Raw genomic sequence first — 13,160 nt, 5'->3', positions numbered from 1 at the left:
CGAATATCAGAGCGCCAGGAACCCTGCCACTCCCTTATAAAGAACGCCTATTGCAGAAAGAGTGGCAATCAGCAAAATGGCGCTCTTTGTCGAGCGATTGTTGATGCGACCATCGAAACGCAATGCCAGCCAGAAACCCAGTAATAGCCCCGGTAACATCTTCAAACTAAGAGACAGGCTGAGCGGGTCAACACGCCCTTGAAATATCAGCATTAATATTGAAACAGGAGTACCAATCAGAAAGAACGCTGCCATTTCATTGCGTGCGGTCATTCGATTAGACTCTTGATAAATTAACGCAATGGGAGGGCCTCCCACGGATGTTGCTGTACCGATAAGTCCCGAAAAAAATCCCCCGACAGTTAAACTTAAGGCTGTCATCTGAAGCCGGAATGCCCGCCAGGTGAGTAACACTGCCAACAGCAGGGAAGTTCCAAACAACAAACTGAGCAGATACTCAGGTACCGCCACCAGCAGCAATGCCCCGCACCAGGAACCGGGGACGCGAGCGACAATAGCAGGCATAATGCGACGCCAACGAAGCTCACTTCGACCTTTCAACACAACCAGCACAGAGAGAGCAAACCCAAGGATAAGTATTGGGCCCGGGACATAAGCGGGATCAATCAGATACAGCAAAGGAGCAGCCAGCAATCCAAAACCGATACCAACCCAAGTCTGAAGAGCAATACCGCAAGTAACGATTATCAATGCCAGCAGCTCGTACGCTGAATAGGCCATCCAGGTCAGTCCGATAAGAGAGAAAAGGCGGCAGTCTATTACAGCCCGATATTATTGTCGCGACAAAACACAGGCAACTGGAAACGGTGGAAAAAACCTGTTGACTGAAAAGCTATCGAGGCCTTGTTAAACGCTCAGGATAGCTCACAGAATATATTCGCGTACCAGGGGTCCGGTTAAGAAGTTCTTTGTGTTCTCTGCGGGCTTTCAGAGGCGGGACTTGTTCATAGCGCCTAGTATTATCAGCAGATGACAGAGTTACTGCCCGCCGGCTCCCTCTCTTGAACGTTCGCTATTTTCAACCAGAATCCCTTCTCCGATACGATTAATCTCGGCCCACAGGATTTCGTCAATTTCAATGCCGTTGTCGATAACCTGCTCCTTATTTTCAGCCAACTGTGAGGAACTGATATAGCTGGATTGGCGATTGCCTTTTGACTGTTGCAAAGAGGATGTGAGATCAACCCGTGAGCTGCAAATGATGGTCAGCGTCTGCTTATCATCCGGGTTATTTGACAAACTGGTGATAGCTTCACTGTAGCTAGGATAACGATCACCAGACCGAATAGCTGCAGTATGCTCTGTCACCGTCTGGGTGCCGTTTTGCCAGTAGGCAGCGACACTAATACCACGTCGACCACAATCAGTGAGCGCTTTAAGGATAAACATACGGTTGTGGCAATTGTGAACCGTTATGGTCGCTATGCCACTTTCCAGGGCTTTTGCGTGGGCCAGATCAACAGAGGCGGCAATGCAATTGAGCGCGCTGCGGCCGTTACTGTCAATAGTGGCGGAGGTACTGTCTTCATAGATCACTGTACTGAGTGGCTTGTCTCTGTCGACGTTGATATAGGGCAGTGCCCGCTTGAGTTCGCCAAGGCCATTCAGACCATGTTTCTCCAGCCACAGGATCATATTTGCCGCATCTTCATAATTACCGACAAAATAACCAGCAGCTTCAAAACAACGGCGCAGTGCAGCCTTCAGTTCATTCATGGAAATATGCATGATTCTTCTCCCTTACTGCTGCGACGGCGTGTTAGATGAGGTTTCGCTGAGATCTTGCTGGGATGGTTGCCGGGACTGTTGCAAGGATGGTGCAAGCGGCATAAACCAGTCATCATTGAAGGTCTTACCGATGTCTTCCAGCAATGGGGCTCCCTGAAACATCGTATTGCGTACCCATAAACGGGAACGTGGGTCAAACTTGCCCACTCCGAAAAATGCTAACTTAGCTCGCAGTAAATGCATCGGTAGCACATCACGATCCAGCAAGTTCGCCTGGATATCACCATAAACACAACGATCCATACTTTGGATGCGGCGCACAATTCCCCGTAGTTTCGGACGAGCCACCATAAATCGGGCCGTGGTATGCAACGGATGTTCAGCAGCATACTCACAGAGCTGGTCATAACATTTGCGAACGGCGTAACCCACCCCCAAAGCCATCTGCTTCTGCTTGCCCTCATCCTCAGTGGTGTTACCCAGGCGGGGTTCCATCTTCTCTTCAGATCGATACCAGAAAGTCTCACGGGCACCTTCAGCCGCAAAATCGATGTTAAGAGCCCAGTCGTAACGTTGTTCAACGACTTTTTTCAGTTGCTGGATTGGCATCAGCGGATCCAGATCAAGAAATTCTTCTGCGTGGTAGTAATCTCCCAGATCATCAACCAGCTCCGGATAGAGTTCCAGCATGACTGACACCAAAAGTTCTTGTCCTTGCAAAGAGCAATGCTGCTCACTCCATTTAATCAGCGAATCCCAGTTTTCAAAAGATTCATCAAGCTGATTACAGAAGGCTTTAATATCAAGTAGCACCTGCTGGTTATTTGCGGTCTGCCACTCGTCCTCAGTAACGGTCTGTGAAGTGTGCTGATAACAGCGATCAAGCAGCTCTCTCAGTTGCTGACGTACCCGTTGGTTAATATTACCCAGTACTCGAACACGGGCTAATGCCAGCTCACGCATTTCAACCCATTGATTTATCAACAACGGATGGTTTATCAGATAAGGGGCCATCCCCAATCCGGTGGAGTTACCAATCCCGAAAAAGCGCTTGATTTCCGCTTTCATCGGTTGATAGCTCTCTGGAGTCTTATGTTTAGCAATATGCTCAGCCTGAAGCAGACTGAAGTTACGTAACATCAGACAGACAAACATCTCAGCCGCAAACGGACGGGCAAAATCAGGGTAACGAGTATGTACTTTTTCCCAATCAGCCATCCCTAACTTACCACTGCCATAAACCGCAGTGGTTCGGTATAAATAACCAACCTGGGCTATCTGGGCCACATCCGGTTGCTCACCCTTGGCCAGTTGATTGACCACATAATCAAAGTTTCGAGCACTGCGGTTAGCGCGGGACAAGACAAAAACACGGGAATCTACACGACCAGCTTCTTGTTTAGGCACATTCTGGCGCAGCTTTTCCAGATAGAGGTCGTTGACCTCCCCCTCGACCAGCGCCATAGTCAAATCCCATTGAGTCGCGATAACTCGGTCATTTCGGTCTTCTGCGGCCAGATAATTGGAGAACAGAACGAAACTGAACAGGCCGTGGGGCGTTTTTATCTGGTAAACCACAGTTCCATAGCCCTGCTCATCAAGCTCAAAACGAACAGCTGTAATCTGCCAGCGTTCCCGCATGATCCGGCGCACCAACGTACGCATAAAACTCAATCGGCTCTGATGCATGGCGCCCAGTCGTTCCAGATCCATCGCCTGGCTTGCTGGTCGCAGCGGCAATGCATTGTCGCCCCTGAGGGAGGCATTAATAGCTGCTGGCGTTGTCATTGTTGTTATCCTCGTTCAGTTGGACCACATCTGCGCAATCAATATCGGAGTTATTTTTGTCGGTGCACAGATGTTGCTGAGTATTGAGGTAATCATGGGGGATAAAACCTATTCCACTCAAATGAAAAGGTTATATCGTTTGATAAGGTTTACTTATCAAATCAGCAAAAAGTATTATTTTTTCTGTTAATAGCCTTTATTAACCAGCGCTTAATTCTGTAGCAACGTTCTTGTTTTCCAGCTCCACTACACGCGGTAAACCTGATATGCCTAAGCAGAACCAGTCCAGATAAAGCGTTATTCCACTGCGCCTAACTTCTCTGCTGACTATCAGCCAGAATAAAATCCACCAATGCCTGTGCCGATGGTGTCAGAGACTTATTATTCAGTTGCACAATACCAATTCGACGTACCACGCTTGGGGTTTTCAGGGGTATAAATTTAAGTTTGGTATTTTCTTTAGGCATTGCGTACCAGGGTAAGGTCGTTACGCCAAAGCCCGCTTCCAGCATGGCAATCAATGAGATCATGTTGGAGATGTAGAACTGAGAATGCCCTAACAAAGGACGGGCTTCGGTATCTTCCAGCAATCGCGAAGTACCATTGGCAATCAGCCGGGATGATCGCAGCTCCTTCCAGTGAAGAAATGGTCTGTCTGCCAGAGGATGATCATTCGGACAGACAACGCCTATTTGATCTTCCCAGATCGGTGTAAAGCTCTTGTCACTGTGATCCTGTTCATGAAACAGGCTGGCAATGCCAAAATCCACCTGCTGGTTTTCCACCATTTTTAAAACTGCATCCGAGTTGTCATCAAAGAAGCTGATGTGTAAATCAGGCGCATCAGCAATAAAACGTAGCAGCAGATCCGGTAAAACCCGACTGGCAATGGAAGGCACTGAAGCTAGACGCAAATGCCCCGTCTTGTGCTCCGACAACAGGGTCATATCTTTTGCAATACGGTCATGATGAGCGATCAGTTCCTTGGCCTTTGGCATGAAGTGCTGACCAAAAGGAGTGAGTTCGGTTTTGGCAGCACGAGTACTGCGTTTTTCGAAAAGCTCTTCTCCAAGCTTGTTCTCCAGATCACGGATTGATAGAGAAATTGCTGGCTGGGTCCGGTGGGCTTTTTCAGCAGCCGCGTGGAAGCCTCTCAATTCAGCAACCCAAACAAAGTGGCGCAACTGGGCAATCTTCAATTCGGGCAGCATTGCGATAGCTCCTTACTTCTCAATGTACAGGTCGGTAACAAATCACAAACCAATTAGATAAGTTTAATTTATCACACGATATCTATTATTAATTTTTATTATTAAACCACGAGATTTATGATCATTCCAACGACTTTCAATTGGCTTGATACCCTCAATCAAGATCACTCAGGCCCAGTAAAAACAGCCCAACATGCAGGAGATCAACATGTCCGACTCAGTATTTCACAATTACATCAACGGCGAGTGGGTGGACGGTAACAATGGAAATGTAGCAAACGTTAGCCCTGCTGATACCAGTGATGTGATTGGCCACTATGCTCAGGCCGATAAATCTCAGGCTGAAGCAGCTATTCAAGCTGCCGTCCAAGGTCAGGCAGAGTGGGCGAAAAGTGGCCTGGAACAACGTTATTCGGTCTTGATGGCAATTGGTGATGAACTGATTACCCGTAAAGACGAACTCGGTGAAATTCTGGCCCGGGAAGAAGGTAAAACCCTTGCCGAAGGTGTAGGCGAGACCTATCGATCCGGTCAGTTCTTTCATTACTATGCAGCCGAAGTTCTGCGCCAGATGGGTGAAACGGCTGATTCTGTCAGACCCGGTGTCGAAATCGAAACCCGTCGCGAGCCAGTCGGTGTTGTAGGCATTATTACTCCCTGGAATTTCCCGACAGCTACCGGTGCCTGGAAAATTGCTCCAGCCCTGGCATTTGGTAATGCAGTGGTCTGGAAACCCGCCAATCAGGTGCCTGCCAGTGCCTGGGCACTGACTGAAATCATTTCCCGCCAGAATCTGCCCGCCGGTACTTTTAACCTGGTTATGGGACCAGGATCAGAAGTGGGCGATATCCTTATCAACTCCAAGCAGATTAATGCTCTGACCTTTACCGGTTCTCTCGATACCGGCCGTAAGGTAGCTGCAGCTACCGCCATGAATCTGGTTAAGTGCCAACTGGAAATGGGCAGCAAAAATGCGCTCGTGGTGTTGGATGATGCAGACCTGGATAACGCCGTAGAATGCGCGGTAGGCGGTGCTTACGGCGGTACAGGGCAGAAGTGTACTGCCTCTTCCCGCTTGATTGTCACCGAAGGTATTCATGACCGCTTTGTTGAGGCAGTCATTGAGCGCATGAAGAAACTCGTAGTCGGTCATCCCTTAAAAGAAGGTGTTCATATTGGTGCCGTTGCCGATGCCCGTCAGATGGAGCAGAACCTGCAATATCTGGAACTGGCCAAGAAGGAAGGTGGAAAGTTAGTTTACGGCGGTGAAGTCCTGAATGAAGAGACCGACGGTTACTACATGCAACCAGCGCTGTTTACCGAAACAACCAATGACATGACCATTAACCGTGAAGAAGCATTTGCACCGATCGCCTGCGTTATCAAGGTCAAGGATTACGAAGAAGCGTTGAGCACCCTCAACGACACCAACTTTGGCCTTACCGGCGGCATCTGTACAGAATCGCTGAAGTATGCAACTGATTTTAAACGCCGCGCTCAAACAGGCTGCGTAATGGTTAACCTCCCCACCGCCGGCACCGATTACCACGTACCTTTCGGTGGCCGTAAGGACTCCAGCTTTGGTCCCCGTGAGCAGGGCAGCTACGCAAAAGAGTTCTATACCATCGTCAAAACCACTTATATCCGTGCCTAACGGAGGGTTGGTACGATGAGTAATCAAACCTTAAAGCAGTTTCATAAAGAGCTGATCGTCGTGGATGGACTTCAGTACTCCAACTGGGGTCCGGAGATCTTCGAACAACTGCGCGAAGGCGGTGTAACAATGGTCCACGCGACCATTGTTTACCATGAGCAAATTCGCGAAACCCTGCTGAGAATTGCCGAATGGAACCGCCACTTTGAGCAACATGGCGATCTGATCATGCCGGTAAAGTGCGCGGGGGATATCCTCCGCGCCAAGCAGCTAGGTAAGGTCGGTATCATGTTCGGAGCCCAGAACTGTTCTCCAATCGAAGATGATATCGGCATGATTGAAGTGATGCGTGAGCTCAATCTGATGATCATGCAACTGACTTACAACAATCAAAGCTTGTTGGCCTGTGGTTGTTACGAAGCTGAAGACAGCGGTGTTACCCGTTTCGGCAGACAGGCTATTCAGGAGATGAATCGAGTCGGCATGATTGTCGACATGAGTCACAGTGGTGAGCGCAGCACTCTGGATGCTATCGAAATTTCAGAGCGTCCAATAGTGATATCCCATGCCAATCCTTCCAGTTTTCATGAAGCTAAGCGCAACAAATCCGACAGGGTGCTGAAAGCACTGGGTGAATCTGGTGGATTGCTGGGCTTTAGCCTGTATCCGTTCCATCTAAAGAACGGTTCCGATTGCAGTCTGGAAGACTTTTGCGACATGGTCGCAAGTACTGCTGACCTGATGGGCATCGATCATATCGGTATCGGTACCGATCTCTGTCAGGAGCAACCCTTGTCAATTCTTGAATGGATGCGCAATGGGCGTTGGTCGAAGCAAATGGATTACGGCGAAGGCTCTAAATCCAATGCCGACTGGCCTCGTCCCCTGAGCTGGTTCCGCGACAGCCGGGATTTCCCAAACATCACCGCAGGGCTGCAATCACGCGGGTTCAGCGATGAGGATGTCGCAAAAATCATGGGCCGTAACTGGCTGAACTTTCTTCAGCAGGGGCTCAAGCCTCAAACGACCATGAACTGACGCTTTTTCAGTTCACTCAGCCCTGACGTCTGCTGTCGTTGGGGCCCTGATAAACCAATAAGTATAAAGATCCATCAGGAGACTAAAATGAGTAATACATCCCAGGCCTCCCTGGCTGCCCAAGAGGCTGATATGTCGCAAGGCTTATCCACAAAAAAATGGCTGGCAGGCGTCGATATGCCAGTATTCCTGATCAGTGGCGGAGTGTTGGCACTCTTCGTCGCCTTAGCCCTTTATGACATCGAAATAGTATCAAGCTGGGTGGGTATCGGTTTTTCGACTTCCACCAAATACTTTGGTGCATATTGGCAGGTGCTGTTGTTATTAACCTTTATTATCGGTCTGTTTCTGGCAGTTACCCGCACCGGCTCGGTTGTACTGGGAGGTATCAAAGTACCGGAAATAAGCACCTTCAAGTGGATATCCATCATTATGTGCACCCTGCTGGCAGGGGGTGGTGTATTCTGGGCTGCTGCAGAGCCCATGGCCCATTTCACCTCTCCACCACCGTTATTTGCAGGCAATGCAGGCGCAGAGACAGGCACGACTCAGGCTGCTTATAATGCATTGGCACAAAGCTTTATGCATTGGGGGTTCCTGGCCTGGGCTATTCTTGGCAGCCTTACAGGTATTGTTTTCATGTACCTGCACTATGAAAAAGGTTTGCCACTGAAGCCACGGACACTGCTTTATCCAGTATTCGGAGATAAAGTCATGACCGGTCCTCTGGGAGCAATTGTCGATGCAAGCTGCGTACTGGCAGTCGTGGCAGGAACCGTAGGCCCCATAGGCTTTCTTGGCCTGCAGGTTAGCTTTGGATTAGAGAAGCTGTTCGGCATTCCCAATGTATACGGGACCCAGGTGGCTATATTATTAGGCCTGATCGGAATCTATACACTGTCAGCGGTTAGCGGTGTAACTAAGGGTATTCAAGTCCTTAGCCGACTTAATGTGATTTTGGCTGTAGCTCTGATGGCCTTCATTCTGGTGTTTGGCCCAACTGCATTCATTATCGACAGCTATCTGCACAGCTTCGGGATCTATCTGGATCAATTTGTTCCAATGGCAACGTTCCGTGCCAGCCCTGGCTGGCTGGACTGGTGGACGGTATTTTTCTGGGGATGGTTCCTGGGCTATGGTCCATTGATGGCGATGTTTGTGGCCCGTATATCTCGTGGTCGTACCATTCGCGAGATGGTTCTGCTGATTTCTGTTGTTGCTCCAATCATTACCTGTTTCTGGTTCACCATTGTAGGTGGTAGTGGGCTTGCCTTTGAACTGGCCAACCCAGGTGTGATCTCCGAGCCTTTCACTGGTTTTAACCTGCCAGCAGCCTTATTGGCAATCACTGAACAGCTCCCGATGGGATTCTTTATCTCGGTGTTGTTCTTGATTTTGACCACTATTTTTGTGGCCACCACCGGTGATTCCATGACTTACGCTGTCTCAATGGTAATGACCGGTACAGATCATCCGCAGGCACCTGTGCGGGTATTCTGGGGAATTATGATGGGAGTTATTGCTGCTCTGCTCATCTCTATCGGCTCCGGTGGTATCTCCGCTCTGCAATCCTTTATCGTTATAACCGCTGTACCGGTTTCTCTGGTCTTACTTCCCTCTTTGTGGACTGCGCCGCAGATTGCCAGAAAGATGGCTGACGAACAGGGGCTATAACTGCTTGAGGATCAACTAGTCTTGGGAGCGGTGCCCGCCGCTCCATTTTTTATTCCGGAAATGACAACGGTTTCGGTAAAGAACTGTGACTCATTTATAGCGAATAAAACCTTTTCATTAATCAATTAATCAACGTCGACTACTCAAATGAAAACAGCCGTAAAAACCGATCTTTTCGCTTCCAAAGCTCCTTTAGAGTGGGCTGTCATTGCTAATGGCCAACTATCTACTGCCCAGATTCCGATTGATGTCGAAGGGAAAGTCGTGGAAGGGGGCATTGAAGCTCAAGCTCGTCAAACCATGGAAAACTTCAAGCACACCATTGAAGCCGCTGAACTGACCATGGCGGACGTGACCCAGGTATTGATCTACGTTACCGACAGAGATCAGTTGCCAGTATTTAATAAAATCTATGGGGAATATTTCGAAGCTCCTTACCCCAATCGTGCAGCAATGATTGTCGCCGGTCTGGCCCGTGAAGAAATGCTCTGCGAAATTGTGGCATACGCTGCCGTTCCTCAATAACTCTATCAGAGACCCTTTATCCACATGTTCTGGCCCTAAGCAGCTGGAATTGTAGCCATACGCAAATATTTCTGGTAACCAGCCCAATATTCGCGTATGGTGCTGCCTGCTTTGTATTTTTTACGCATCCTGTGTTCTTGTAGATCGTTCTCTTCGAATAAAATTCTGCTCAACCCATCTGCCTTTCTGATACATACATACCTTATCTCTCGCTTGTTTCTATGCCTGTCATAAAGCAATGCGGCAGGTATCGTTTACTTAAAATATTGAAAAAAAGCGTGTCACCGATACACCTGTTAAATTTAATTTAGAAGTATTTTTAGCTTCTATTAAATGACCTAAGGACAAAGCTCACGCTTTTAAAGCCTGTGTTGATCCAGATGGATCTAAGAATGAGTATATATGATAGAAATTAATAAAAATTTAAGAATAATAAAACGCCAAAGTTACAATGGTGAAACCTGGATTTGCCAGGAACTGTTTCCTGCTGAAACATGGAAAAATCGCCAGGTATGGAAACCGATAACCAGGCCACTCTACAAAACAGAAGTGCAGGCCTGGCTGACCAGACGCTCCCTTGAGCCCGCTGCATTGGAACAATTCAACCATTCCTTCAGCTAAGGCACCAAGCGTATACTTCAGCAGCCCTTAGGCTGGATATTACCGAGTCCATCAATAGCTATTGATGGACTCTATCCAAGGGACGGGACGGTACTCTATCTACAAGGCAGCGCTCTATAAGGCAGTTTTGCCTTCAGGGCGGTCATCAAGACTGACGACCATCTCATTCTCTAACGGCTCTTCTCCCTCACTGAGAGCATTAATCATCTCATCAGCACACTCCGGCAGCGCCTCAACAACCGCTCCGGCAATATCCAGCGACTGATCTGGAGCCGCTTCTGATAAGCGCTCGACAAAGTCCACAGCTTCCTGATTAAGCTCCTGAGTGGCTTCCTCCGGAGTATTAATACTGTCAACGGTATCGATTAACTCCTGAATCATTTCCTCACTACGACATTCAGACAGGTTTTCAGCGTATTCCGATGCCACTGTAGCAGCCATGTCCGGGATTGCCTCAACTACTTTTACTGCCACATCCATGGCCTGCTCGGGTACAAGATTGGAAATCTGTGAAACCAGGTTGGAAATCTGAGAAATCAATTCCTCCGAGCTCTGCTCATAGCCTTCATCTTCCCGGTCTGCAGGACGTATCGATTCGCGCTCCTCGGCCAGAACCTTGGCATAATAATCGGCCACTTCTACAGCTGACAAAGGAGCGGCCTCAACGGCAACCCGCGCCATTTCCAGTCGCAATTCAGGAATAGTTCTCCCAATTTCAGCAGCAACTTCGATAACCTGCTCGGGTTCAGACTGCGCCAGCTTGCTCACCAGCTCGTAGCCTAAATCCGGCTTGGCACTGACAATTGCGGAAGTAATAGACTGAATCTGATCCGGCACGGCTTCCAGCATGACCTCGTAGAGTCGTAAAACATCAATCCCTTCCACTGTCGCCACTGCACCAGCAATCTCTGCCCCTTTCTCCGGGGTCGATATAGCCACAGCCCGAGCTAACTTGACTGCAGCAGCGGGATCAGAATCGGCAATCTCTGCGGCAATCAACGCTTCCGGACTCAGTGGTTTCTCTACTTCGTGGTATTCAATCCGAGGATCAAGATCGATCATCGCTGCAGAAGCGGCTCCCTGCATAACAAAGTGCTCCTGTTTTTCAACCGGCAAAGCCACCCGCGCAAACATACGATAGACAACAAAGACACCCAGCAGTAACTGGACCACACCGAGAAACAAAAACAGTGATGAGTTGCCAAACAGATCCATAACGATGGATGTTGAATAGGGGCCGATAATTCCACCCATCGCAAACGCCAGCATCAGACATCCCATTGCAGCGACCATTTCACTCTGGCGTAACTTATCGAACGACTCGGAAATACTCAGTGGGTAGATACAGGCTATGATGCCGCAGGTAATTCCGGTTGCGATAGACATAGGCCAGAACAGATCCAGACCGGCCAAAAAAGTAACGCTGAATCCAACCAGCGCAGATGCGATCAGAATCACTAACAATACAGATCTTCGGTCAAAACGATCAGACAGATACCCCACCGGAAACTGCAAAATAAAGGCGCCCATTATCGCCGCGCCCATATATAAAGACAGTTCAAAATCGATGATTCCATAACCGCCGGCAAATACTGGCAGCATGTTGAAGGCCGCCGAATAGGTCAGGCCCGAAATAAAACAGCAGACCACCCCCAACGGGGACACCTTAAGCAGTGCCAATAGCGACATAGCCTCCACTTCTTCTACCTGAGGCCCGCTATTACGACTCATAACAATCGGAATAATTGAAGCGCTAAGCAATATTCCGCTTAATACGAATAACACCGTTCCCTGAGGGCTGGCAAGGTTGATCAGGAACTGTCCGGCAAACATAGCCACCAGCACAACCACCTGATAGAACGCCAGTACTTTACCGCGATTATCCTTGGTAGAACTCTCACTCAACCAACTTTCCATCGCGGTAAAAGCACAGGCATTACAGAAACCAATCAGTATTCGCATGGCTCCCCAGAGCACTGCGTCGGTATAAAGACTGCAGACCAATATGCTTACCGCCGCCAAAGCCAGGCAACCGGCAAACATACGAATATGGCCAGCACGCCGAATAAGGTGTCGAGCATAAAGACCACCGGCCAGCATACCGACAAAATACAGCGACAACACCATACCAATAGTATCTGTGCCCAGTTGTTCGAATCCCATCCGAACGGGCAGCAGAATATTAATCAGGCCATTGCCTAACATCATAATAAAACAACTGACAAACAGTGATGCAAGCGACAACAGAGTTAGGCGCACTGTAATAATCTCGAAAAGTTAGTTAAGAAAGCGGATTAAGAATAGCTGAAATAGCTGGCAGGCGATTATAGAGGTACTTTGTCCTTCGAGCCACTAACTAAGCGATTAAACTTCTAAATCCATCATAAACAAACGAGTTAACGCAAAAGTGAGTAAAACTTACAGAGGGCCGCTTTTTATAGCCAGCCAGGAAAGGACAGATTTTGTCCAGGAGGATAGGGAGCGTTAGACAGAAAATGAACAGGAATAAGTGAGTGCTGGTCACCCAACAGCCAGAAGATAACTTCCAGTGCTTAAGTAACCAGCTGCACCCCAATTTTTATTTTTATTGCGAGGCGGTCTTACTCCGCAGATCACCCTTATTATTTTTATTAGGTTATCTGCTTCGAAGATTTGTTGTTGTTCTTATTATTCTTGTTGTTATTGACTCTTAGTATAGCAGGCTACGTGCCAACAAAACTATCTCATTGATATTTAAGAAATAAACAAAAAAACAAAGCTAATAAATCTACTAACCTCTGTTAAGTGTTACGGTCTCACCCGGGAAAGGTAACGTTGACTGTGTAGCAAGGTAACACATGGAACACTTTACACTCCGGCCGGTAACACAGAGTTAACAAGCATCGGCTTGGACTGAAAAC

General features: G+C 48.3%; 9 protein-coding genes. 4 read left to right on the top strand and 5 right to left on the bottom strand.

Annotated elements, in window-relative coordinates; translation table 11 throughout:
* Positions 1–6: 6 nt before the first annotated feature.
* The 4 genes from BGP75_RS02905 to BGP75_RS02890 all read right to left on the bottom strand — a co-directional run bounded on the left by BGP75_RS02905 (position 7) and on the right by BGP75_RS02890 (position 4,748).
* Positions 7–741 carry a sulfite exporter TauE/SafE family protein gene (locus BGP75_RS02905; protein WP_076714933.1) on the bottom strand — a complete coding sequence of 245 codons (735 nt, stop codon included), beginning with the start codon at positions 739–741 and terminating at the stop codon, positions 7–9.
* Between the two features lie 258 nt (positions 742–999).
* Positions 1,000–1,749, bottom strand: a complete 750-nt coding sequence (locus tag BGP75_RS02900) for a DUF3726 domain-containing protein (protein WP_076714931.1) — start codon at positions 1,747–1,749, stop codon at positions 1,000–1,002.
* Positions 1,750–1,761: 12 nt separating this feature from the next.
* The gene (locus tag BGP75_RS02895; protein WP_076714929.1) at positions 1,762–3,537 is read right to left on the bottom strand and encodes a hypothetical protein; all 1,776 of its coding nucleotides are present in this window, start codon (positions 3,535–3,537) and stop codon (positions 1,762–1,764) included.
* Between the two features lie 311 nt (positions 3,538–3,848).
* The gene (locus BGP75_RS02890; RefSeq protein WP_076714927.1) at positions 3,849–4,748 is read right to left on the bottom strand and encodes a LysR family transcriptional regulator; all 900 of its coding nucleotides are present in this window, start codon (positions 4,746–4,748) and stop codon (positions 3,849–3,851) included.
* A gap of 208 nt (positions 4,749–4,956) precedes the next feature.
* On the opposite strand from BGP75_RS02890, the gene BGP75_RS02885 reads away from it, so the two are divergent.
* From BGP75_RS02885 to BGP75_RS02870, 4 genes are all read left to right on the top strand, one after another.
* A complete protein-coding gene (locus BGP75_RS02885; protein WP_076714925.1) occupies positions 4,957–6,402 on the top strand; it encodes an aldehyde dehydrogenase family protein in 1,446 nt (481 codons plus the stop codon).
* Positions 6,403–6,417: 15 nt separating this feature from the next.
* Complete coding sequence (locus tag BGP75_RS02880; protein ID WP_198939257.1) at positions 6,418–7,440, top strand: dipeptidase; 1,023 nt, start codon at positions 6,418–6,420, stop codon at positions 7,438–7,440.
* An 87-nt stretch (positions 7,441–7,527) separates the two neighbouring features.
* The gene (locus BGP75_RS02875) at positions 7,528–9,114 is read left to right on the top strand and encodes a BCCT family transporter (RefSeq protein WP_076714923.1); all 1,587 of its coding nucleotides are present in this window, start codon (positions 7,528–7,530) and stop codon (positions 9,112–9,114) included.
* Positions 9,115–9,261: 147 nt separating this feature from the next.
* Complete coding sequence (locus tag BGP75_RS02870) at positions 9,262–9,639, top strand: RidA family protein (RefSeq protein WP_076714921.1); 378 nt, start codon at positions 9,262–9,264, stop codon at positions 9,637–9,639.
* 735 nt (positions 9,640–10,374) lie between these two features.
* Here BGP75_RS02870 and BGP75_RS02860 read toward each other — a convergent pair.
* Positions 10,375–12,519, bottom strand: a complete 2,145-nt coding sequence (locus BGP75_RS02860) for an MFS transporter (protein WP_076714916.1) — start codon at positions 12,517–12,519, stop codon at positions 10,375–10,377.
* Positions 12,520–13,160: the final 641 nt, after the last annotated feature.

The sequence above is a fragment of the Motiliproteus sp. MSK22-1 genome (assembly GCF_001968815.1).
Lineage (GTDB): Bacteria > Pseudomonadota > Gammaproteobacteria > Pseudomonadales > Balneatricaceae > Motiliproteus.
The sequence above is the reverse complement of the archived record's forward strand: the minus strand, read 5'-3'. Positions and strand labels throughout refer to the sequence as shown.